Origin of the sequence: Pseudonocardia endophytica (assembly GCF_004339565.1) — a bacterium.
GTDB lineage: Bacteria > Actinomycetota > Actinomycetes > Mycobacteriales > Pseudonocardiaceae > Pseudonocardia > Pseudonocardia endophytica.
On the sequence record NZ_SMFZ01000001.1, the window covers coordinates 1,857,939 to 1,880,567 of the forward strand.

General features: G+C 73.0%; 22 protein-coding genes. 9 read left to right on the forward strand and 13 right to left on the reverse strand.

Features of this window, described 5'->3' with window-relative positions:
• Positions 1 to 3: 3 nt before the first annotated feature.
• From EV378_RS08275 to EV378_RS08295, 5 genes are read right to left on the reverse strand one after another with little or no spacing between them, the layout of a single operon-like run.
• Complete coding sequence (locus EV378_RS08275; protein ID WP_132422340.1) at positions 4 to 762, reverse strand: SDR family NAD(P)-dependent oxidoreductase; 759 nt, start codon at positions 760 to 762, stop codon at positions 4 to 6.
• Between the two features lie 27 nt (positions 763 to 789).
• Positions 790 to 1,755, reverse strand: coding sequence for a 3,5-dioxohexanoate:acetyl-CoA acetone transferase (gene kce, locus EV378_RS08280; protein ID WP_132422342.1), 966 nt, complete (start codon positions 1,753 to 1,755; stop codon positions 790 to 792).
• Positions 1,752 to 2,492, reverse strand: a complete 741-nt coding sequence (locus EV378_RS08285) for an HpcH/HpaI aldolase family protein (protein WP_207908609.1) — start codon at positions 2,490 to 2,492, stop codon at positions 1,752 to 1,754. The genes kce and EV378_RS08285 overlap by 4 nt, the downstream gene beginning before the upstream one ends.
• Positions 2,489 to 3,412 carry a cupin domain-containing protein gene (locus tag EV378_RS08290; RefSeq protein ID WP_132422346.1) on the reverse strand — a complete coding sequence of 308 codons (924 nt, stop codon included), beginning with the start codon at positions 3,410 to 3,412 and terminating at the stop codon, positions 2,489 to 2,491. The genes EV378_RS08285 and EV378_RS08290 overlap by 4 nt, the downstream gene beginning before the upstream one ends.
• Before the next feature lie 22 nt (positions 3,413 to 3,434).
• Positions 3,435 to 4,328: a DUF6282 family protein gene (locus EV378_RS08295; RefSeq protein ID WP_132422348.1), complete on the reverse strand. Its 894-nt coding sequence runs from the start codon at positions 4,326 to 4,328 to the stop codon at positions 3,435 to 3,437.
• 229 nt (positions 4,329 to 4,557) lie between these two features.
• On the opposite strand from EV378_RS08295, the gene EV378_RS08300 reads away from it, so the two are divergent.
• The 5 genes from EV378_RS08300 (at position 4,558) to EV378_RS08320 (ending at position 9,153) form a co-directional block, all read left to right on the forward strand.
• Positions 4,558 to 5,334: an IclR family transcriptional regulator gene (locus EV378_RS08300; RefSeq protein ID WP_243653347.1), complete on the forward strand. Its 777-nt coding sequence runs from the start codon at positions 4,558 to 4,560 to the stop codon at positions 5,332 to 5,334.
• A 35-nt stretch (positions 5,335 to 5,369) separates the two neighbouring features.
• Positions 5,370 to 6,704, forward strand: a complete 1,335-nt coding sequence (locus EV378_RS08305) for an MFS transporter (RefSeq protein ID WP_132422352.1) — start codon at positions 5,370 to 5,372, stop codon at positions 6,702 to 6,704.
• 238 nt (positions 6,705 to 6,942) lie between these two features.
• Positions 6,943 to 7,350, forward strand: coding sequence for a Zn-ribbon domain-containing OB-fold protein (locus EV378_RS08310; protein ID WP_132422354.1), 408 nt, complete (start codon positions 6,943 to 6,945; stop codon positions 7,348 to 7,350).
• A complete protein-coding gene (locus tag EV378_RS08315; RefSeq protein WP_132422356.1) occupies positions 7,343 to 8,476 on the forward strand; it encodes a thiolase C-terminal domain-containing protein in 1,134 nt (377 codons plus the stop codon). The genes EV378_RS08310 and EV378_RS08315 overlap by 8 nt, the downstream gene beginning before the upstream one ends.
• Before the next feature lie 47 nt (positions 8,477 to 8,523).
• Complete coding sequence (locus EV378_RS08320) at positions 8,524 to 9,153, forward strand: TetR/AcrR family transcriptional regulator (protein ID WP_132422358.1); 630 nt, start codon at positions 8,524 to 8,526, stop codon at positions 9,151 to 9,153.
• Here EV378_RS08320 and EV378_RS08325 read toward each other — a convergent pair whose 3' ends face one another.
• The 3 genes from EV378_RS08325 to EV378_RS08335 are packed head-to-tail and all read right to left on the reverse strand — an operon-like array spanning position 9,154 to position 12,665.
• The gene (locus tag EV378_RS08325; protein WP_132422360.1) at positions 9,154 to 10,269 is read right to left on the reverse strand and encodes an NDMA-dependent alcohol dehydrogenase; all 1,116 of its coding nucleotides are present in this window, start codon (positions 10,267 to 10,269) and stop codon (positions 9,154 to 9,156) included.
• Between the two features lie 33 nt (positions 10,270 to 10,302).
• Entirely contained in the window at positions 10,303 to 11,130 is an 828-nt protein-coding gene (locus tag EV378_RS08330; RefSeq protein WP_165922192.1) for an enoyl-CoA hydratase/isomerase family protein, read from the reverse strand.
• On the reverse strand, positions 11,127 to 12,665 hold the full coding sequence (locus EV378_RS08335) for a class I adenylate-forming enzyme family protein (RefSeq protein ID WP_132422364.1): 1,539 nt from the start codon (positions 12,663 to 12,665) through the stop codon (positions 11,127 to 11,129). Before EV378_RS08335 ends, EV378_RS08330 begins: the two co-directional genes overlap by 4 nt.
• Positions 12,666 to 12,821: 156 nt before the next feature.
• Here EV378_RS08335 and EV378_RS08340 point away from each other — a divergent pair, with 156 nt between their 5' ends.
• Entirely contained in the window at positions 12,822 to 14,186 is a 1,365-nt protein-coding gene (locus EV378_RS08340) for an ATP-dependent 6-phosphofructokinase (protein WP_132422366.1), read from the forward strand.
• Positions 14,187 to 14,209: 23 nt separating this feature from the next.
• Here the strand turns inward: EV378_RS08340 and EV378_RS08345 are convergent, their stop codons facing one another.
• Complete coding sequence (locus tag EV378_RS08345) at positions 14,210 to 15,097, reverse strand: RNA polymerase sigma-70 factor (RefSeq protein ID WP_243653348.1); 888 nt, start codon at positions 15,095 to 15,097, stop codon at positions 14,210 to 14,212.
• 166 nt (positions 15,098 to 15,263) lie between these two features.
• Between EV378_RS08345 and EV378_RS08350 the strand changes: the two genes are divergently transcribed.
• The 3 genes from EV378_RS08350 (at position 15,264) to EV378_RS08360 (ending at position 17,491) form a co-directional block, all read left to right on the forward strand.
• On the forward strand, positions 15,264 to 15,749 hold the full coding sequence (locus tag EV378_RS08350) for a carboxymuconolactone decarboxylase family protein (protein ID WP_132422370.1): 486 nt from the start codon (positions 15,264 to 15,266) through the stop codon (positions 15,747 to 15,749).
• A gap of 300 nt (positions 15,750 to 16,049) precedes the next feature.
• A complete protein-coding gene (locus EV378_RS08355) occupies positions 16,050 to 16,427 on the forward strand; it encodes a hypothetical protein (protein ID WP_132422372.1) in 378 nt (125 codons plus the stop codon).
• A 194-nt stretch (positions 16,428 to 16,621) separates the two neighbouring features.
• Complete coding sequence (locus EV378_RS08360) at positions 16,622 to 17,491, forward strand: oxidoreductase (RefSeq protein ID WP_132422374.1); 870 nt, start codon at positions 16,622 to 16,624, stop codon at positions 17,489 to 17,491.
• A gap of 90 nt (positions 17,492 to 17,581) precedes the next feature.
• Here the strand turns inward: EV378_RS08360 and EV378_RS08365 are convergent, their stop codons facing one another.
• The 4 genes from EV378_RS08365 to EV378_RS08380 are packed head-to-tail and all read right to left on the reverse strand — an operon-like array spanning position 17,582 to position 22,582.
• On the reverse strand, positions 17,582 to 19,903 hold the full coding sequence (locus EV378_RS08365; RefSeq protein WP_132422376.1) for a xanthine dehydrogenase family protein molybdopterin-binding subunit: 2,322 nt from the start codon (positions 19,901 to 19,903) through the stop codon (positions 17,582 to 17,584).
• Positions 19,900 to 21,243, reverse strand: coding sequence for an 8-oxoguanine deaminase (locus tag EV378_RS08370; protein ID WP_132422378.1), 1,344 nt, complete (start codon positions 21,241 to 21,243; stop codon positions 19,900 to 19,902). The genes EV378_RS08365 and EV378_RS08370 overlap by 4 nt, the downstream gene beginning before the upstream one ends.
• Positions 21,240 to 21,710, reverse strand: a complete 471-nt coding sequence (locus EV378_RS08375) for a (2Fe-2S)-binding protein (RefSeq protein ID WP_132422380.1) — start codon at positions 21,708 to 21,710, stop codon at positions 21,240 to 21,242. Before EV378_RS08375 ends, EV378_RS08370 begins: the two co-directional genes overlap by 4 nt.
• A complete protein-coding gene (locus tag EV378_RS08380) occupies positions 21,710 to 22,582 on the reverse strand; it encodes an FAD binding domain-containing protein (RefSeq protein WP_132422382.1) in 873 nt (290 codons plus the stop codon). The genes EV378_RS08375 and EV378_RS08380 overlap by 1 nt, the downstream gene beginning before the upstream one ends.
• Positions 22,583 to 22,629 lie beyond the last annotated feature (47 nt).

Sequence of the window (22,629 nt, forward strand, 5' to 3'; positions counted from 1 at the left end):
CGGTCAGGCCGTGAGCCCCCCGTCGACGGGCAGGACGACACCGCTGACCTGACCGGCCCGGTCGCTGAGCAGCCACAGGGCGGCCTCGGCGACCTCGGTCGTCGTGCCCGCCTTCCGGAGCGGCACCGCGGCGATCCGCCGGGCAACGCCGTCCGGGTCCGACGCGCGCCAGTGCGTCAGCATCGGCGTCTCCGTCGGGCCGGGGGCGATCGCGTTGACCCGGATGCCGAGCGGCCCGTTGTCGTGGGCCGCGGTGCGGGTCAGGCCGATCACCGCGTGCTTGGTCGCCTGGTAGGCGCCGAGGCCGGTGTTGCCGCGGTAGCCCCCGATGCTGCTCGTGTTGACGATCGCCCCACCGGAGGCCCGCATCGCCCGCACCTGCTCGCGCAGGCACAGCCACGTTCCCTTGACGTTCACCGCCATCACCCGGTCGAAGTCCTGTTCGGACACCTCGTCGAGCCGCCCCTGCTGGTTGGCGCCCGCATTGTTGAACGCGCCGTCGAGCCGGCCGAAGCGGTCCAGCGTGGCGTCGACGAACGACGCGACGTCGGCGGCGACGCTCACGTCGCCCGCGACGTGGGCGGCGGTGTGGCCGGCCGCGGTCAGCTCGTCGGTGAGCCCGGCGAGCGCGTCCGCCGAGCGCGCGGCCAGCATCAGCGTCGCGCCCTCGGCCGCGAACAGCCGCGCGGCGTCCGCTCCGATGCCGCTGCTGGCGCCGACCAGCAGGACGACCTTGCCTGCGAGCATCCCGTCACCGGCCATGACGCTCCTTCTCCGGGTGGGGCCCGGTCATCGGACCGGACCGGACATCGCCTGCCGGCCGGGCAACTGCGTGTCCCCGGCTCCCTTGAGCGCCAGCAGCTCCCTGGCCCGCGCCGGGGTCGCCGGCGTGCGCCCCATCTCGCCGACGATCCGCACGATCTTCTCGACCTGCTCGGCGTTGCTACCGGCCAGCCGTCCGCGTCCGATGTGGAGGTTGTCCTCCAGCCCGACCCGGACGTGCCCGCCGAGCTGCGCGGACTGCGTCGCGACCGCGAACTGGTGGCGGCCCGCGGCCAGCGCGGAGAACACGTAGTCCTCGCCGAACAGCCGGTCGGCCGTGCGCACCATGTGGTGCACGTGGTCGAGGTCGGCCCCGATCCCGCCGAGGATCCCGAACACGCCCTGGACCAGGAACGGTGCCCTCACCAGGCCACGCTCCACGAAGTGCGCCAGCGTGTACAGGTGGCCGATGTCGTAGCACTCGAACTCGAACCGGGTTCCGCGCCCGCCCAGGTCGCGCAGGATCGTCTCGATCTGGGTGAACGTGTTGGAGAAGATCCGGTCGACCGACCCGAGCAGGTACTCGCGCTCCCAGTCGTGCCGCCAGTGCTCGATGCGCGCCGCCGCCCCGGCGAAGTTGAAGTTCATCGAGCCCATGTTCAGCGACGCCAGCTCCGGCGAGAACGCGCGCGCGGCGGCCAGCCGGTCGTCCAGGCTCATCAGGACCGACCCGCCGGTCGTGATGTTGACGACGGCGTCGCAACCCGCGGCGATCGGCGCCAGGAACCGCTCGTAGACGGCCGGTTCCGGCGTGGGCCTGCCGTCACCCGGGTCGCGCGCGTGCAGGTGCAGCACGGCCGCACCGGCCCCGGCGGCGGCCAGCGCGTCGGCGGCGATCTCCTCCGGGGTGACCGGCAGCGCGGGCGACATGCTCGGCGTGTGGATCGAGCCCGTCACCGCGCAGCTGACCACCACCTCGTCGCTGCGCCTCACCGCACACCCCCCGCCCGGACCGTGTCGACGAGCGTGCGGGCGGCGCCCGCCAGCATCGACGTGTCGTTGCTCGCCACGACGAAGTCGAACCCCTGCTCGAGCAGGCCGACCGCACCGGCCGCCGTCCCGGTGGCGGCGCCGCACGGCGTGCCCGCCTCGTGGGCGGCGGCCAGTACCTTGCCGCACAGCTCGGCCACCTCGGGTGACGACGGTGCCGCCCCGACGTCCAGCCCGATGTCGGCGGCACCGACGAACAGCGCGTCCACCCCGTCGAGCGCGGCGATCGCCCCGGCGGCGTCGACGGCGGCCCGGCTCTCGATCTGGGGAACGCACAGTGCCCCGGCGCCGTCGGCCACGTACTCGTCGAGCCCGAGCAGGCCCCACCGCCCGGCCCGGCTGGTCCCGCCCGCACCGCGGCGACCGTCCGGCGGGAACCGCACCGCCCGCACGACGTCGCGGGCCTGTTCGACGGTGTCGACGTGCGGGACCAGTACACCGGCGGCCCCGGCGTCGAGCAGCCGCTGGATCCCCGACGCCCTGCCGTCCGGCACCCGGACGAGCGGCGCGACCCCCAGCGCGTCGGCGACCGTGACCAGCTCGTAGACCGTCCGCACGTCCAGCGGCGCGTGCTCGGTGTCCACGACGACGAACGCGAACCCGGCGTACGCCGCGATCTGCACCGACTCGAGCGCGGGCAGCTTGATCCAGGTCCCGACCTTCCCTCCGGTGGGCTTCACCGGGTCACCTCCCACGGGGCCGGGTAGTCGGCCGCGTTGAGGACCCAGCCGTCGCGCTCGGAGAAGTCGGTCCGCGGCGGGCTGAAGATGTCGATCAGCTGGTTGCGGCCGGGTCCGCAGGCCCGGGTCGTGTGCACCGTGGGCGGCGGGATGATCGTCGCCGACGGGCTGCCGACGGTGCGGTGCTCGTCCGGGTGCCACTGGTCCATGTCGGGAGTCCACGGCGTGCGGATGTGGTGCTCGAACTCGCCGCCCACGGCCAGCGAGCACTGCTGGAAGTCGTCGTGGTGGTGCGGGGAGAGCTTGTTCCGCGGCCGGGGCCCGTCGTAGGGATCCAGGAAGTTGACCATGAACGAGCGGGTGCGGTAGATGCGGCCGAACCGGCCAGGCTCGGCCGGGACGTCGTCCGGCCGGTAGACCCGCAGCCGGTCGCCGCCCGGCGGGGCGGGCCACGGCTCCAGGGTGGCGACCCTGGCGTGCGGCCGCACGTACTCGGCCGCGTTCACCGCGAGCGCGGCGACGTCGGTGGTGCGGTGGTCGAACAGCCGCACCACCTCGGTGTCCGCGCAGGCCCTGACGAGCGACGCGCCGGGCGGGACGACCACCATGGCCACCCCGCGGATCTCCCGGCTCTCACCGGCGGCCTCGACGGCGACGTGCGCGCCGGCGTCGGTGAGCAGGACCACGTGCTCGTGGTCCGGGTCGTCGCGGTCGAGCACCTGGCCCGCGGTCAGGACGGACCGGGTCAGGACGAAGTTCTGCCCGCGCACCGCCCACGTGCGGCCGGACTTCTCGTCGTCGTGGGCGGGCGGCCCGTCGAACTCGGCGTAGGTCGGGGTCGCGATCGGGGTGTCCGGCGCGACGGTGCGGGACGCGGCCTGCGGTGCCAGCGCGGACCGGGGGTCGGTCGGGTCGTACACGGGTGCCTCCTCGGTCGGGGCCTCAGTCGAGGCCGAGCAGGTAGGTCGGGTTGTCGACGAGCATCCGCCGGGCGTCCTTCTCGTCGACGCCGTGGTCCAGCAGGGCCGTGGTGACCTCGACGAACGCGTCGGCGGGGTGGGTGCGGCCGAGCTGCCCCAGGTCGGAGGCGAGCACGGTCCGCTCCACCCCGACCGCCTCGATCCACTCCAGGAGCACCTCGATACCGAAGTGCGGATGGTCGTCGGGCAGGTACATGCCGACCTCGTGCTCCATGAACACGCCCCGCTCGGCCAGCGCGACGCCCTGCGCGACGGTCAGGTCGCTGATGAAGTTCGGGTGGCTGGCCACCATCCGTTCCACCCCGCGCTCTGCGCCGACGGCGAACAGCTCGGCCATGTCGTCCGGGTGCAGATGACCGCCGTTGAGGATCGTCCCCGTCTCGGCGACGACGTCGGCGACCTGCGCGACCTCGGGCCGCAGCCGGCCGTCGTCGTCGTGGATGAGCACCGGTACCGTCGTCAGCTCGACCGTGCTGCGCGGGAAGCCGCCGGCCAGTGCCTCCTCCTGGAACCGGATGTGGCGGCGCGACGAGAACGTCGGGAACCAGACCACCTTGCCGCCCATGCGCAGACACATCTCGACCGCGTACGGGTTGATGCCGCCGACCTGGTTGTTCAGCACGATCCCGCCGTACACCTGCGTGGGCAGGCCGGCGAGCGAGCGGTGCGCCGCCTTGAGGTCCATGACCGTGTTGTGGTGGTGCGACTTGGCGACGTAGGCCCGCATGTTGATCCGGCCGCCGTCCCGGGCCGCCTCGACGTGGTCGAACTCGCGGGGGAACGGGGCCGGACCGGAATGACAGTGCAGGTCCACCATCCCGTCCAGGATCCGGGCGACGGTGGGGCTCGGTTCCATGCGTCCTCCTGACGTCGGTGTCCATCCGACTGTCGCTGTCGCGATGCGAACTGTCAATACGCGATGTGAACGTCTGTGCCAGTACCGAACCCGCCGAGCTGTTGACGGTTCACATCGAGCTTGACGAGATTCACATGGTGAACGTACGGTCCTCGCCGTCGGAGGACCCGGGTCGGGCAGAATTCACTTGGTGAACCGTGAGTTCTCATGGCGAACGGAGTTGATGACGATGCCCGACAAGGACGACGACATGCGGTCCGGCGGCACGGAGATCCAGGCCGTCGACCGCGCGGCCCAGATCCTGCGGCTGTTCGGACCGGAGACCCCGGAGCTGACGGCCGGAGAGGCGGCGGAGCGGCTCGACATGAACCGGACGACGACCTACCGGTACTGCACCTCGCTGGTGTCGGCCGGGCTCCTGGAGCGCGGGTCCCGGACGGGGACGTTCGTTCCCGGCGCCCTGCTCCTGCAGCTCGGGGCGTTCGCGGTCGGCCGGCGAAAGGTGGTCGACCTCGCGCCGCCCTACATGCGGGAGCTGTGCACGTCCACCGGGCTCACCACGGTGCTCAGCCTGTGGGGGTCGACCGGGCCGATCGTGTCCCGGGTCGAGGAGGACGCGACCCGGACCGTCCTGGTCACCGTGCGCGTCGGCACCCAGCTCGCGCTGCTCAGCGCGCAGGCGCGGGTGTTCCTGGCGCACATGACCGACCAGCTCCGGGTCGATCGCCTGCTCGGCAGCATCTCCGACGAGCGCCGTCCCGGCCTCGCCCGCGAGGTGCACGATCTGACCGGAACCGACCGGGTCGCGGTCAGCTCGGACGGCTTCGGGGTGAACGCGATGGCCGCTCCCGTCTTCGACGAGTCCGGCATCTGCGCCAGCATCGCCCTGATCTCCACCGGCCAGCTCCTCCCGCTCGATCCCGACAGCGGTAACGCGGAGCTCCTGCGCGACACGGCCCGCGCGCTCACCAAGGCGATGGGCGGTGACCTGCGCCCCCAGCGCTGACACGCCCCGCCCGGCGGGGCCCGAGGAGGACACCGATGTCCACGACGTCCAGCAGCCCCGTCCCGTCCACGACGGGCACCCACAGGGACCCCGGCCGCGCGGCACTACGCGGCGGCATCTTCGGCTACTACGCCGACCAGTTCGACATCTTCGTGCCGATTCTGACGCTCGCCCCCGCGATGATCTTCTTCCAGCCCGCGGACATGTCTCCGACCGCGTCCGCGCTCGTGGCGGCCGCCGTGTTCGCCTCGACGATGGTCGCCCGGCCGCTCGGCTCGGCGATCTTCGGCCACTACGCGGACAAGGTGGGACGGCGGATCACCACCATGGTCGCCGTCGCCGGGTTCGGCGCCTCGACGTTCCTGATCGCGATGCTGCCGGGGCACCAGCACATCGGAACGGCGGCGATCGTGCTGCTGGTCGGACTCCGCTTCGTCGCCGGGATCTTCCTCGGCGGCGAGTACTCCACGGCCGTACCGCTGGCCATGGAGTGGAGTCCCCGACACCGGCGCGGGCTGGCCAGCGGCCTGATCACGGCCACCTCGCCGGCGGCCACCGCGTCGATCGCCGCCCTGTCCCTGCTGCTGCTGAGCACGATGTCCTCGGGCGGCCTGGACACGGCCTACGTGCAATGGGGCTGGCGGATCCCGTTCCTGTTCGGCGCGCTGCTCGCCGTGGGGCTGTTCGTCTACTACCGGCGCAACGTGGAGGAGGCCCCGGCCTTCGACACGGACGAGCGCCCGAGCTCGCCGCTCGCCGAGCTGCTGCGCGGACGGCACCGCCGCGCCCTCCTCCAGGTGTTCGTCCTGATGACCGGGACGTGGACGCTGACCAACGTCGGCGTGGCCGTGCTGCCCGCGACGCTGAAGAAGTCCGTGGGGCTCGACGACCGCGCCGTCAGCGTCGTGATGACGATCGCGCCGCTGGCCTGCATCGGGGGCTTCCTGGCCTGTGCGCTGCTGTCGCAGCGGTTCGGGCGCAGGCCGTTCTACGTCGGGTTCGGAGTCGTCGCCGCCGTGGTGGCCTCGACCTGCTTCTACGTCCTGACCACGCTCGACGCCGACGACGTGGTCCTGGCCGGCGTGCTGGCGACCGCGGTGCAGGTCCTCTCCCTGTCGCTGTTCGGGCCGATCGCCGCCTACATCACCGAGCGTTTCCCGGCGTCCATCCGTGCGACCGGGTACGGCGTCGGCTACAGCCTGGCGCTGGTCATCCCGGCGTTCTACGCGTTCTACCTCAGCGGGCTGTCCGCCCTGGTCGGCGACGCGCTCGCACCCGTCGTGCTGATCGTCGTCGGAGGAGCGCTCGTGGCGGTCGGTGGCTGGCTCGGGCCCGAGACACGTGACGTCGACATGACCACGGCGGCGTGATCGGAGACCCTGCCCCGCACCTGCCGTCGAGGGGCGGACCGGTGCGCCGGGCCCTTGCCCACGACCGTCCCGCTCCTCTATTTTCAAACCACCGGTGGGATAGAGAGCGGAGGGACGCGACCGTGCCGTCTGGCTCGCCGCAATCCGTGCACTCCGGACCGGGCGGGCCGGTCGTGTCGACGAGGGCCGCGCTCGCCCGAAGGCGGAACCCGCGGATCGCCGGCGTAGGAGCGGCACGGTGAGTGCGCCCGCCAGGGTCGACCCACCGGAGCCGGACGCGGACAGCGCCCCGTTCTGGGACGGGCTGCGCGCGGAACGGATCACGCTGCCGCGCTGCACGGACTGCGGACGGCTGCGGTTCCCGCCGATCGGCCGGTGCCCGTGGTGCGCCTCCGCATCGTCGACGGCCGAGACGGTCGACGGCGCGGGCTCCGTCTACTCGTGGATCGTCGTGCACCGGGCGTTCCATGCCGCGATGCGCGACGAGGTGCCGTACGTCGTCGCGACCGTCGACCTGGACGCCGGACCGCGCATGGCCCTGCGCCTCGACGACGCGGACGGATCCGTCGACTTCGGACTCCGCGTCCGGCCACGGTTCGTACACCATCCGGAGTGGACGGAGCTGCGGATGGTGCCCGGTGCGTGAGGTCGCGGTCGCCGGCGTCGGCCACACCCCGTTCAGCAAGGAGTCCGGACGGCCGGTGCTCGACCTCGCGGCCGACGCCGCGCTGGCCGCCTGCGCGGACGCCGGACTGGATCCGTCCGAGGTGGACGGCGTCGCGAGCCACATGGTCGGCGGCGACTCGGAGGGCTGCCAGGCGCTGGCCACCGCACTCGCCCTCCCGGGGCTGCGGTTCGTGCTCGACCTGAACCAGGCCGGCCAGGCCCCGTGCCACCTCGTGGGGCAGGCGGGCGCGGCCGTCGCCGACGGGCGCGCGAGGGCCGTGCTCGTCTACCGCGCCCTGAACGGCCGTTCCGGATCGCGGGTCGGCTCGTCGCGCTTCCCCGGTCGTGGTGGCCAGTACCGCTACCCGATCGGCTACGACGCCTACCCGATGTACATCGCGATGTGGGCGCGCCGGCACCTGTACGAGACCGGCCAGACCACCGACGACCTCGCCGCCGTCGCGATCGCGCATCGCGCCTACGCCGTGTGCAACGAGCGGGCCGTGATCCGCCGCCCGCTCGACCGGGACGGCTACCTCGCGTCGCCGTGGGTGGCCGACCCGTTCCGGGTCGCGGACTGCACGACCGAGGTCGACGGCGCGTGCGCGCTGCTGGTCACCACTCTCGACCGGGCCCGTGACCTGCGTCGACCACCCGCCGTCGTCGCGTCGGCGGGGTTCCGCGCCGGGCCGCGGCCGGGCCTCGACGTCGGCGACCACGTGCTGACCGCGGACTACACCCGCAATTTCACGCACGCCCTGCGCGACGAGCTGTTCGGTCGCGCAGGCGTGACCCCGGCCGACGTCGACGTCGCCGAGCTCTACGACTGCTTCACCAGCGCCGTCCTGATGAGCCTCGAAGGGCTCGGACTGGCCGAGCGGGGCGGGTCCGGCGAGCTCGTCCGGTCCGGACGGCTGCCGATCAACACCCACGGCGGCCTGCTCGGCGAGGGCTACCTGCACGGCATGAACACCGTCGCGGAGGCCGTGCTGCAGGTGCAGGGGCGCGGCGGTGACCGCCAGTCACCCCGGCACGACGTCGTCGTGGCCACGTCCGGCGCCCTGACCGACGGGTCGGCGCTGGTGCTCACGACCGATCGCCGGTGAGCCGTCGTTAGCATGGTGGCCGACGCCGACGAGAGGGGCCGGACACCGTGACCGCAGGCCACGCGGCGCCGGACGACCCCGCCCCGCAGCGCCGGAAGCGGCGCCAGTTCACCCGTCGTCAGCAGGTACTCGACACCGCGGCGCGGATGTTCTTCGAGCGTGGCTACGAGGCCACCACGACGCAGGACATCGGTGCGGAGCTGGGCCTGCTCAAGGGCAGCGTCTACTACTACATCAGCTCGAAGCAGGACCTCCTGTTCGAGATCGTCCAGGAGTACCACCAGGACACCCGCGCGTACTTCGAGCGCATCCTCGCCTCGGACCGGACGCCGATCGAGAAGCTGCGCGAGCTGATCACCACCGAGACGGCGCACACGGCCACGAACCTGACCCGCTCCAGCCTGTTCTACACGGAGTGGCGCTCGCTGGACCCGGACCGCCAGCAGACGATCATCGCCGAGCGGGCCCGGCACGAGAGGGCCGTCGAGTCGTGGATCCGGGAGGCCCAGGCCGCGGGTGACGTCCGTCCCGACACCGATCCGCGGCTCGCCACGTTCGCGATCTTCGGGATGGTCAACTCCGTGTACCGCTGGTTCCGGCCGGACGGGCGGCGCACCGCGGAGGAGGTCGGCGCGGAGTTCACCGAGCTGGTCCTGTCCGGCCTGAGCACCCGCTGATCAGTAGACGATCACGCCGCGCAGGTTGCGGCCGGCGTGCATGTCGTCGAAGCCCTCCGCGATCCGCTCGAGCGGGTACCGGGTGGTGATCAGCTCCTCCAGCTTGAGCGAGCCCTGCCGCCACAGCTGGAGCTGCGCCGGGATGTCCGCGCTCGGCGCCGACGCGCCGAACAGCGAGCCGACCAGGCGCTTCTGGTAGAGCACCATCTCCATCAGCGGGATGTCGCCGTCGCCGGACCGCACGTCGCCGAGACCGACCATCACGCAGACGCCGCCCTTGCGGATCGCCCGGACCGCCTGCCCGACATGACGTCCGCGGGTGACCCCGACCGTCACGATGGCCGCGTCCGCGCCCTGGCCGTTCGTCATCGACCGGGCCAGCTCGGTCGCCTCGGCGATGTCCGCGACGGCGTGCGTGGCGCCGAACGCGGGCGCGACGTCCCGCTTGAACTCCACCGGGTCGACCGCGATCACGGCCGCCGCGCCGGCGTGGTGTGCGCCCTGCACGGCGTTGACCCCGATCCCGCCGATGCCCATCACGATCACGACCTGTCCCGGCCGCACCTGGGCCGAGTTCACCGCGGCGCCCCACCCGGTGCCCACGCCGCATCCGGTCAGGCAGGCGAGCTCCAGCGGGATCGACGGGTCGATCCGCACGGCCGACGCCGTGGACACCGTCGTGTACTCGCAGAACGTCGACAGCCCGCACATCTGGCCGACCGGCTCCCCGTCGAGGGACAGCCGGAACGACGTCGGGTCGTCCCACCGCGCGTTCGTGCCGATCGAGGCCCCGAGGTCGCACAGGTTCTGCATGCCGTGCGCGCACCAGCGGCACTTCCCGCAGGACGGCAGGAACGAGAACACCACGTGGTCGCCCTCGGCGAAGCCGGGGGTGTGCGGGCCGACGGCGTCGACGATCCCCGCTCCCTCGTGCCCGCCGGCGAGCGGTATCCGGCCGGCTCGCTGGCTGCCGGTCGCGTGGTGGTCGTCGGAGTGGCAGAGACCCGACGCCGCCATCCGCACCCGCAGCTCACCCGGGCGCGGGTCGTCGAGCTCCAGCTCGACGACCTCGAACCGGCCGGGCACCTCGCGCAGCACCGCACCCCTGGTCAGCATCCGTTCCCCCTCGTCACCTCTGCGCCGGACCGCTCACCAGCCGGTGAACCGGGGCGTGCGCCTCTGGGCGAACGCCGCCAGTCCCTCGTGGGCGTCGGAGCTGGTCAGGCCGTACCTCGCTGCAGTCTCGCGCTCGGTCCGCAGCGCCGCCGACACGGGGGTCCCCTCCCACAGCGCCGCGTTGAGCACCTGCTTGGCGTTGCCGACGGCGAGCGGCGAGCGGGTGGCGAGCGACCGGGCGACGGCGACGCCCGCGTCGTGCAGCCCGTCGTCCGGCACGACCCGGCTGACCAGGCCCCACTCCCGGGCCTCGGCCGCGTCCAGGAGACGGCCGCTGAACACGAGCTCGCGGGCCCGCGCCGGGCCGACCGCGCGCGGCAGCAGGGTCAGCGACCCGCCGCCGCCCATCTGCCCGAACGGCAGGTGCGCGTCCCCGATCCGCGCCGACTCGGCCGCGATCGCGTAGTCGCAGCCGAGCAGCAGCTCGATCCCGCCGGCCACGGCGACGCCGTTGACCAGCGCGAGCACCGGTGTGCGGCAGGAGCCGAGCTCGCCGAGCAGCGTGTGGAAGTCGGCGAGGAACGCCGGGAAGCCGACCGGGTCGTGCTGCAGCGTCCGGTAGCCCTTCATGTCCCCGCCCGCGGAGAACGCCCGTCCGGTACCGGTGACGGCGAGCGCGCGGACGTCCGGGTCGGCGTCGTGGCGGGCCACGGCCTCGCGCAGCGCGCGGACGGTCGCGTGGTCGACAGGGTTGCGCGCCTCCGGCCGGTCCAACCGGAGCACGACGAGTGCGGTGCCCGGTGGGACGGAGTCGTCCGTGTCGTCGGGGGCCAGCTCGACCCGCTCCTCGCGGACCGTCACGCGCCGCTCACCCGGCTGTCCCGGCCCTCCCAGTACGGGTCGCGCAGGACCTTGCGCTGCAGCTTCCCCACCACGGACTTCGGCAGCGGTTCCGTCGTGAGGCGCACCGCCGTCGGCTTCTGGTAGCTGCCGAGCCGCTCGGTGACGATCCCGACGACGGCGTCCTCGGTCACGCCCGCGTCCGGGTCGACGCGGCACACCGCCATCGGTGACTCGCCCCACCGCTCGTGCGGGACGCCGAACACGGCGACCTCCTCGACACCGGGCAGGTCGGCGATCACCGTCTCCAGCTCGGCCGGCCAGATGTTGAACCCACCGGAGACGATCATGTCGTCGACGCGGTCGAGCACGTAGAGATAGCCGTTCGCGTCGAGCCGCCCGATGTCCCCGGTCCGCACCCACCCGTCGACGAGCCGTTCCGCGGTCCGCTCCGGGTCACCCCAGTACCCGCGCATCTGGGCCTCGACCTGCGTCCAGATCTCGCCGACGCCGTCGGGGCCGAGCACCGCGCCGTCGTCGCCGCGGATCTCCAGGCGGCAGAACGGCAGGACGCGGCCCGCGGAGCGCATCGGCGTCGATCCGGGCACGTCGGCGAACCACTCGGCCGGGGTCATGATCGTGAGCGGGGTGGCCTCCGTCTGGCCGAAGACCTGGTGCACGACGTCACCGAACACGCGCCGACCGGCGAGGATCGTCGCGTCGGTGATCGGGGCGCCACCGACCAGGATGCACCGCAGCGCGGACCAGTCCCGCCCGGCCGCCGACGGGTCGGCTGCGAGCCCGGCCAGCATCGACGGCGCGGCGAACGTGTGCGTGACCCGGTGCCGCTCGGTCAGGTCGAGAACGGTCGGGACGTCGAACGGGCCGTAGAGCAGGTTCGCCGCGCCGGTCAGCCACGCGGGCAGGAACAGGTAGCCGGCGGCGTGCGAGATGGGTGCCGCGTGCCCGACGACCGAGTCCGGGTCCAGTGTGGGCAGCCGGACGTACCAGTTGCGGCAGTTCACCAACCAGTCGTGCTGGGTGTAGCCGACACCCTTCGGCCGCCCGGTGGTGCCGGAGGAGTGCCGCACGATGTACCAGTCGTCCGGTCCGACCCGGACCATCGGATCCACATCGGACTGTTCGGCGAGCCATCCCTCGTAGCCCTCGTCGCGCACGACGACGTGCTCCAGGGTGTCGATCTCCCGCTCCAGGCCCTTCACGCCGTCCACGTGCGCGGCCTCGGCGACCACCACCCGCACCCCGGTCTGGCGGAGCATCACCGCGTGCGACCGGCGGGAGTTGCGCGGGTACAGCGGCACCCGCACGGCCCCGGCGATCGCGGCTCCGAGGAACAGGTCCGCGGCGCCGAGCGTGTTGTCCTCCACCGCCGCGACCCGGTCACCCGGACCGACCCCGAGCGCGCGCAGCCCGTTCGCCACCCGCACGCCGCGGTCCCAGGCCTGCGCGAACGTCAGGCGCACGTCGCGCGTGATCAGAGCGGTGCGGTCGGCGTGGAACCGCACCGACTGCCGCATCAGGCCGGGAACGTCCATGGCTCACTCCCCTATATTCCACCGGTGGTTTGAATCTAGCGAGCAGCCCGCGTCGAGGGCAAGGGAGCGGTGTCGGGCACGTGACGACCTCGTTGCGTCCGGCACCCCGGCGCCCCCGGCCTGCGACGATGATCGTCACCCCCGGAAGGAGCGCCCGTGACGGAGGACCCACCCCCGGTAGCACCGCAGAACGGCCGCGTCTCGGCATCGGACCTGGAGATCGCGAGGCTCGGGCCGGCCCGGATCGTCTCCCCGCTCGCGCCGCTGCTGGATGCCAGGCGGACCACGGAGCACTACGTGGACACCGACGACCGGGTCCTGCTCGACGACACCGCTGCCGGGCTCTCCTCCCGCGGCCTCCCCCTCGACGAGCTGCCCGGACTGGAACCGTGCGGGCCACGCCGGGAGATCTACTTCGACCCGTCGAAGACCCGGGCCGGGATCGTCACGTGCGGCGGCCTGTGTCCCGGGCTGAACGACGTGATCTCCGGCCTGGTCCGGACCCTGACCTACCACTACGGCGTCCGGCGCGTGGTCGGCTTCCGCAACGGCTACCAGGGCTTCGTCTCCTCCTACGGGCACGACGTCGTCGAGCTGACCCCGGAGTCGGTGCGCGACATCCCGGTCGACGGCGGCACCGTGCTGGGCACCTCGCGCGGGCCGCAGGACCCCGAGGAGATCGTCGACTGCCTGGAGCAGACCCACCTCAACGTGCTGTTCGTGATCGGCGGTGACGGCACGCTGCGCGGGGCGATGGAGATCGTGCGGGTGATCGCGGAACGCGGCCTGCGGATCGCCGTCGTCGGGATCCCGAAGACGATCGACAACGACATCCCCTACATCGACCAGAGCTTCGGGTTCCAGACCGCGTTCGCACGGGCGTCCGAGTCGATCCGGGCGGTGACCGTGGAGGCCAAGTCGACCGCGGGCGGGGTCGGCCTGGTCAAGCTGATGGGCAGGCACTCCGGATTCATCGCGTGCTACGCCTCGCTGGTGCGCAGCGACGCGGACGCCGTGCTGATCCCGGAGGTCCCGTTCTCGCTCGACGGGGAGAACGGGCTGCTCGCCCACCTGCACCGGCGGGTCGACCAGCGCGGGCACGCCGTCGTCGTCGTGGCCGAGGGCGCCGGACAGGAGCTGTTCGACGACGGCGGTGCGACCGACGCGTCCGGCAACGCCAGGCTCGCCGACGTCGGGCCGTGGCTGCGCGAGCGGATCGCCGAGTCCTTCGCCGAGTCCGGTCGCGAGACGTCGTTGCGCTACATCGATCCCAGCTACGCGATCCGCAGCGTCCCGGCCAACCCCTACGACAGCGTCTACACGGTCCGGCTGTCCCAGGCGGCGGTGCACGCCGCGATGTCCGGCCGCACGGCGATGGTCGTCGGACGGGTACGACGCCGGTTCGTGCACATCCCGATGACGCTGGCGGTCAGCCGCCGCAACCAGGTCGACCCGCACGGCGACCTCTGGATGGCCGTCCTCGAGTCGACCGGCCAGCCATGGCGGTTCGGCGCGGACTGACCACCGGGCCGCCGGGCGCCGTGTCACCGCCGCAGCGTCGTCTCCTCGGTCATGTGCGACAGCTTCTCCGGGTTGCGCACCGCGTACAGCCCGGTGACCCGCCCGTCCCCGATCCGCAGGGCGACGACGCTGTCGAGCTCGCCGTCGAGCCGCACCACCAGCGACGGATGGCCGTTGACCTGCGCCGGGTGCAGGGACACGGTGGCGCTGAGGCGGGACGGTCCGGCGACCAGCAGGCGGGCCACCTTGTCCGCCCCCGTGATCGGTCGCAGCACGGCCTGCCTGACTCCCCCGCCGTCGCCGACGAGAACGACGTCCGGAGCGAGCACGTCGAGCAGCCCCTGGAGGTCGCCGGTCTCGACCGCCGTCCGGAACGCGTCGAGCGCCTGCCGGTGCTCGGCCGGCGAGCTCGCCGGTCCGGGACGGCGAGCGGAGACGTGGGCGCGTGCGCGGTGGGCGATCTGGCGGACCGTGGCCGGGCTCCTGCCGACCGCCTCCGCGATCTCGTCGTAGCCGACGTCGAACACGTCGCGCAGCACGAACACGGCCCGCTCCGTGGGCGCGAGGGTGTCCAGCACCAGCAGCATCGCCATCGAGACGCTCTCCGCGAGCTCGACGTCGTCGGCCACGTCCGGCGTGGTCAGGAGCGGCTCGGGCAGCCACGACCCGACGTAGGACTCCTTCCGGCGACCGAGCGTGCGCAGCCGGGTCAGCGCCTGGCGGGTGGTGATCCGTACGAGGTAGGCACGGTGGTCGCGCACCGTCCCCAGCTCGACGTCGACCCAGCGCAGCCACGTCTCCTGCAGGACGTCCTCGGCGTCCACGGCGGAGCCGAGCATCTCGTAGGCCACGGTGAACAGCAGGTTCCGGTGCGCGACGAACGCCGCCGTCGCGGAGTCCCGTGCATCCATGGTCGTCCCCTCCTCCTCGCCGGCCGCGCCTCCCATCCGACGCCGCGCCCGGCCGATCCGTGACACCCGACGCGTATGGCGTGGGTCACCTCGGGGTGCTGTCACGCCGGACGGGCCGCCGGCGTCTCGTGGCCGACCGGTACGCACCACGCCCACGGAGGACACCATGGACACCCGCTTCGACATGTTCGCCAACGACGTCTCCACCCGGTTCGCCAGGCGGTTCGCCGGCGCCGCGTCCGTCGTCGGCCGGTCGTCGCTGCCGGCGACCGTCGAGGAACTCGTGTCGTTGCGCGCCAGCCAGATCAACGGCTGCGGCTTCTGCACCGACATGCACACGAAGGAGGCCGTCGCGGCCGGGGAGGACGCCGCCCGGCTGCACCTCGTCGCAGCGTGGCGCGACGCGACCGTGTTCACCGAGGCCGAACGGGCCGCGCTCGCGCTCGCCGAGGAGGGCACCCGGCTCGCCGACGCCCACGACGGGGTGTCCGACGAGACGTGGGCGCTGGTACGCAAGCACTTCGACGACGACCAGACCGCCGCGCTGCTCTGCCTGGTCGCGATGATCAATGCGGCCAACCGCCTCAACGTCATCGCGCGCACGCCGGCCGGAGGGTACGTGGCGGGAACGGCCGCGTCGTTCCACGACTGACACCGGTCCTCGACGAACGACCGGCGAGGCGGAGCGACACGGTCCCGTTCGGGTGGTCGGCGATCACCTGCAGTGCCGCGGGCGGTCGGTGACGGGGAAATCGGATTCGGATTTCCCACCCGCACGAGAGCGTCACCTTTCCGACAGTAATCGATTTACACGATGGTGTTCCGGAATGGTGGCCGGTAACCGTTGTCGAGATAGAGTTTCTGCAGCCGTCACGAGCTCCCCCGAACACGTGTCGGCATTCGTCGAGACCGCATCTGTGGTCGCCCCGAGAGAACTCACAGGAGACGCATCGTGCTGAAGAAGGCTGGACTCATCACGGCCGGGACCCTCGCGGCCCTGGTCACCGTGGGCGGGATCGCCTTCGCCACCGAGGGTGGCAACCAGAACTCCGACGGGCTCGTCAACGGCCTGAACGGCAACAACCTGAACGCGCCGATCCAGGCGTGCAACAACGACATCCAGGGCCAGGTCGGCCTCGTCCCGGTGCAGGACGTCGCCGAGGACGGCACGGTTCCGCTGAACGGTGCGCTCGGCGGGCTGCTGGGCAGCGCGCAGTCCGACCAGCAGAGCAGCCACGCCAACATCCGCGACTGCGGCCAGGGCTCCGGTGGCGCGGGTTACGGGAACAGCGACGCCGGCAGCGGGCTGAGCTCCGTCGGCGGCAAGTGATTCGCTTTTCCGGAATTGCGGCCCCCGGAGGCTCCGGCCTTCGGGGGCCGCTTTCTGTCGCCGGCCGTCGGACGGGTGGGATCGCCGGTCCCAGGCTGGGCGCTGCCTGGCAGCGCCGCGGCGGGACGCGGACCATGGAGTGGTACCGGAACCATCGCCGGTGCTCGCAGGACACCGAACGGAGCGCACCACCCATGGCCACCACGACCTTCCCCCTCGCCGGCCGCACCGTCTCCCGCGTCGGCTACGGCGCGATGCAGCTGCCCGGCCCCGGCGTGTTCGGCCCGCCCCGCGACCGTGACGAGGCCCTCGCGGTGCTGCGCCGCGCCGTCGAACGCGGGGTGAACCACATCGACACGGCCCAGTTCTACGGCCCGGACGTGTCCAACGAGCTGATCCGCACCGCGCTCGCGCCGTACCCGGACGACCTGGTGATCGTCACGAAGATCGGCGCCCGCCGCGACGGCGAGGGCAACTGGCTCCCGGCCCAGACCCCGAAGGAGCTGCGCGCGTCCGTCGAGGAGAACCTGGAGGCGCTCGGGCTGGAGCGGCTCGACGCCGTCAACCTGCGCCTGCACGGCGACGACGGGTCGATGGCCGAGGCACCCGAGGTCGCACTCGACGACCAGATGGCCGAGATGATCGCGCTGCGCGAGGAGGGCAAGATCGCCTCGATCGGCATCTCGACGGCCTCGCTGGAGCAGGTGGCGGCCGTGACGCCGGAGATCACCTGCGTGCAGAACCCGTACTCGCTGCTCGACCGGCACGACGAGGACGTGCTCGATCACTGCACGCGGGCCGGCGTCGCGTACGTGCCGTACTTCCCGCTCGGTTCGGCGTTCCCGGGCATGCCCAAGGTCACCGACGACGCGGCAGTGCAGGCCGTCGCCGCCCGGCACGGCGCCACCCCGGCCCAGGTCGGTCTCGCCTGGCTGCTCGCCAGGGCGGAGAACGTCCTGCTCATCCCGGGCACGTCCAGCCGCGCGCACCTCGACGAGAACCTCGCCGTCGCCGACGTGACGCTGACCGACGACGACCTCGCGGAGCTGACCACGAGCCGCTGACGCCCTCGCACAGGCAGTGGTGCCCTCGCAGGGACCCGAGCCCGTGCGAGGGCACCACATCGTGTGCGACGGCGTGCCGGCCCGCGGGGCTCAGCCGGTCAGGTGCTCCGGACGGACCGGCACCCGGCGGACCGGGCGGCCGGTCGCGGCGCGGATCGCCGCGGCCACGGCCGGTCCGCTGGAGATGGTCGGCGGCTCCCCGACCCCGCGGACGCCGTACGGCGCGTGCGGGTCGGCGTACTCCAGCACGTCGATCCGCATCGGCGGGGTGTCCAGCACCGTCGGGATCAGGTAGTCGGTGAACGACGGGTTCCGCACGATCCCGTCGTCGACGAGCACCTCCTCCATCAGCGCCAGGCCCATGCCCTGCACCGACCCGCCCTGGATCTGGCCGACGACGGCGTCCGGGTTGATCGCGTGCCCGACGTCCTGCGCCGTGTCCAGCGCGACCATCTTGACCAGTCCGAGCTCGACGTCGACGTCCACGACGGCGCGGTGGGCGGAGAACGCGTACTGCACGTGCGCGTCGCCCTGGCCGGTCTCCGGGTCGATCGCCTGCGTCGGGCGGTGCCGCCACTCGACGGTCTCGTCGATCTCGTCGTCGCCGAGCACGTCGACCAGCCCGGCGACCACCTCCCCGTCGGCGGACACGATCTTGTCCCCGTCCAGGCGGAGGTCCGCGCTCCCCATCATCGTCGCCGCCCGCTCCAGCACCCTGGCACGGACGGCCTCGCAGGCGGCACGCACCGCTCCCCCGGTGACGTAGGTCTGCCGGGACGCCGACGTCGACCCGCCGGACCCGACGGACGTGTCCTTCGGTTCGACGACGACCCGGGTCACCCCGAGCTCGGTGCGCGCGATCTGCGCCTCCACCGAGATCAGGCCCTGCCCGACCTCGGCCGCGGCCGTACGGACGGACACGACCGGCTCGCCGCCGAGCACGGAGAGCCGCACGCGGGCGGTGGAGTGGTCGTCGAAGCCCTCGGAGAAGCCGATGTTCTTGTACGTCACGGCGTACCCGACGCCGCGCCGCACGCCCTCGCCGTGCGTCGTGTTGCCCGCGCCGCCGGGCAGCGAGAACAGCTCGGCGGCGTCGCGGACGGTGCCGATGCCCGCTCCGCCACGGCTCCGCTCGGGAGGCAGCGGCATGTCCCGCACCCGCCGGACCAGCTCCGCGACCGGGGCTGCCGAGTCGATCACCTGGCCGGTGATGTTCCGGTCGCCCTCGGTCATCCCGTTGCGCGCCCGCAGTTCCAGCGGATCCACACCGACCTTCTCGGCGAGGGAGTCCATCAGTGCCTCGTGCGCGAACGCGGCCTGCACGCAGCCGAACCCGCGCATCGCACCGCACGGCGGGTTGTTCGTGTAGACCCCGCGCGCGACGACGTCGACCACCGGGAAGCGGTACGGCCCGAGCCCGAGCGTGCCGCCGTTCCCGACGACCGCACCCGTCGACGAGGCGTACGCGCCGCCGTCGAACAGGATCTCCGCCCTGCCGTAGCGCAGCGTGCCGTCGTGATCGGCGCCGAACTCGTAGCGCAGCCACGCCGGATGCCGGTGCACGTGCCCGAAGAACGACTCGTCGCGGGCGTAGCTCATCTTCACCGGCTTGCCGGTGCGCAGCGCGAGCAGGCACGCGTGGACGTGCACGGACAGGTCCTCGCGCCCGCCGAACGCACCGCCGACCCCGGCCAGGTGCAGCCGCGCGGCGTCCGGGCCGATCCCCAGCACCCGGCACACCTGCTGCTGGTCGACGTGCAGCCACTGGGTGGCGACGTAGAGGTCGACCCCGCCCTCGCCGTCCGGGACCGCGAGCCCGGACTCGGGGCCGAGGAACGCCTGGTCCTGCATGCCGACCTCGAACTCCGTCGCCACGACGACCGGCGCGTCCGGCACCGGCCCGCCCCGGCGGACCGGGACCTCGCGGACGAGGTTCCCTCCCGGGTGGACGTGCGGGGTGTCGTCGTCCAGTGCCCGGCGCGCGTCGGTGACCGCGGGCAGGACCTCGTAGTCGACGACGATCTTCTTTGCGGCGCGGCGGGCCGTCTCCGGGTGGTCGGCGGCGACGAGCGCGACGGGCTCGCCCTGGTGGCGCACGACGCCCTCGGCGAGGCACGGCTGGTCGAGGTGCTCCAGTCCGACCCGGTTCAGTCCCGGGACGTCGTCCGCGGTGAGGACGGCGTCGACACCCGGCACGGCCAACGCGGCCGACACGTCGACGCCGCGGATCCGGGCGTGCGGGTGCGGGCTGCGCAACGTGACACCCCAGCACATGTCCTCGTGCCACAGGTCCGACGAGTAGGCGAACGCCCCGGTGACCTTCTGCGTCCCGTCCGGGCGGAGCGGGCTGTCGCCGATGCGGCCGGTGGACGCCGACGTGCGGTCGGTCTCGGTCTTCGACGCGGTCGTCATGACGCCTTCTCCAGCAGGTCGCGGTGGACCGCCGCGCAGGTGGCGGCGACGGCCTCGGTGTCCACGGTCAGCACCCGGTCGTGTTCGACGACCGGTCGCCCGCCGACGGTCAGCATCTCCAGCGGCGGCGGGGCGCCGAGCACGAGCGCGGCGACCGGGTCGGCGACGTCGGCGTGCGCCGGCCCGTCGATCCGCCAGAGTGCGAGGTCGGCGAGCATGCCGGGCGCGATCGCGCCGATCTCGTCGTCGCGTCCCAGTACGCGTGCCCCGCCGCGCGTGCCCAGGTCCAGGGCCTCTCGGACGCCGAGCGCGGTCGGCCCGCCGACGGCGCGGGCGAACAGCAGCGCGTGCCGGACCTCCTCGAGCATGCTCGTCGCCTCGTTGCTCGCGGCCCCGTCCACGCCGAGCCCGACGACGGCGCCCGCGTCCCGCAGGTCCCGCACCCGGGCGATCCCGGCGCCGAGCCGCCCGTTCGACGTCGGGCAGTGCGCGACACCGGTTCCGGTGGCGCCGATCGTCTTCACGGCGGCGTCGTCGAGGTGCACGGTGTGCGCGAACCACACGTCGCCGCCGGTCCAGCCGAGGTCGGCGACGTACTCGGTCGGCGAGCAGCCGAACCGGTCACGGCAGAACTCCTCCTCGTCGGCCGTCTCGGCGAGGTGGGTGTGCATCCGCACGCCCAGCTCACGGGCCAGGTCGGCGGACGCGCGCATCAGGTCGCCGGTCACCGAGAACGGCGAGCACGGCGCGAGCGCCATCCGGACCATGGCGCCGGGCGACGGGTCGTGCCAGCGGGCGACGGCGTCGGCGGACGCGGTCAGGATGTCGTCCAGGTTCTCGACGACGTGGTCCGGCGGCAGCCCGCCCGCGCTGCGGCCGCGGTCCATCGAGCCGCGGGTGGGGTGGAACCGCAGGCCCACCCGCTCCGCGGCCTGGATCTCGGCCCCGAGGACGTCGCCGCCATCCCGGGGGAACACGTAGTGGTGGTCGGTGGAGGTGGTGCAGCCGGTCAGCGCGAGGCGGGACAGCGCACCGGTGGCTCCGGCGTGCACGGCGTGCTCGTCGATGCCCGCCCACACCGGGTACAGCGTGGTCAGCCACTCGAACAGCGTCGCGTCGACGGCGAGGCCGCGGGTGACCCACTGGTAGAGGTGGTGGTGGGTGTTCACCAGACCCGGGGTGAGCAGGCAGCCCCGGCCGTCGATCACGCGGTGCTGATGTGTGCTGCGTGGAGCCGGACCGGCGCCGACGGCCGTGATCCGGTCCCCGTCGACGACGACGTGCCCGTCGGCGAACTCCTCGCCGGACACCGTGACGACGTGTGCGCCCTCGATGATCATCGCTCGGCCCCCGCCGCGGCCGCCGCACGGACCGCGTCCAGGATCTTCTCGTAGCCCGTGCACCGGCAGAGGTTGCCGGCCAACGCTTCCCGGATCTCCGGGTCGGTCGGCGACGGGTGGCGTTCCAGCAGGTCGTGCGTGCTCACCACGAGACCGGGTGTGCAGAAACCGCACTGGACGGCTCCGCACTCGACGAACGCGCGCTGGACCGGGTCCAGCTCGTCGCCGTCGGCCAGGCCCTCCACCGTGGTCACCTCGCGGCCGGCGGCCTGCCCGGCCGGCACCAGGCACGAGCACACCGGCGTGCTGTCCAGGTACACCGTGCACGACCCGCACTCGCCCTGCTCGCAGGCGTTCTTCGAGCCGGGCAGCCCGAGCCGCTCGCGCAGCACGTAGAGCAGGCTCTCCCCCGGCCAGACGTCGTCCGCGTCGCGCGCGGCGCGGTTCACGGTCAGCTCGATCCGCATCAGGCGGCGCTCCTCGTGTCGGTGGTCCGGTACTCGTCCCAGGCCCAGGTCAGCGCCCGGCGGGCGAGCACGGCCAGCGCGTGCAGCCGGTAGGCGGCGCTGCCCCGCACGTCGTCGATCGGGGCGGCGGCGTCGCGCACCAGCCGTCCGAACTCGTGCAGGACGTCCTGGCCGACGGGCGCTCCGGAGTCCCAGTCCAGCTCGGCGGCCAGGAACGCGGCGGCGTCGGTCGCCGGGCGCGGGGTCGGCGCGGCCGAGCCGATGCCGGTCCCGACGGTGCGAGCCCCCGGCTGCAGGGCCAGCGCGAACGCCGTCACCGAGATGACCATCGCGTTGCGGGTGCCGACCTTGCAGAACTGCTGCGGGCCCGTCGCGACCGGGATGTGGACCGCCGCGATCAGCTCGTCGGCGGCCAGCACGCTGCGCTTCGGTCCGGTGTAGAACTCGGCGGCCGCCACGCGACGTTCCCCGCGCACGGAGGCGAGCTCGATCTCGGCGCCGGTCGCGAGCAGCGGCGGGTGGCTGTCCCCGGCGGGCGAGGCCGCGCCGAGGTTCCCGCCGACGGTGCCCCTGTTGCGGATCTGTGGCGACCCGACCGTGCGGGCGGCCACGGCCAGTCCGGGCAGCTCGCGGGCCAGCTCGGTGATCACCCTGGCGTAGGTGACGCCCGCGCCGAGCCGGACCCGGTCGCCGTCGCGCTCCCAGGTCGCGAGCTCGGGTACGCGGGTCAGGTCGAGCAGCCGCGGCGGCGTGCGGTGTCCGAAGTTGATCTCGACCATCACGTCGGTGCCGCCGGAGACCGGCACCGCGTCGGGGTGCTCGGCCTTCGCCGCGAGGGCGTCCGCCCACGTCGTCGGAGACTGGAAGTCCATGCCGACGATGGAACCGCCCCGTCGTCACCGCCAGAAGGCACCGCTGT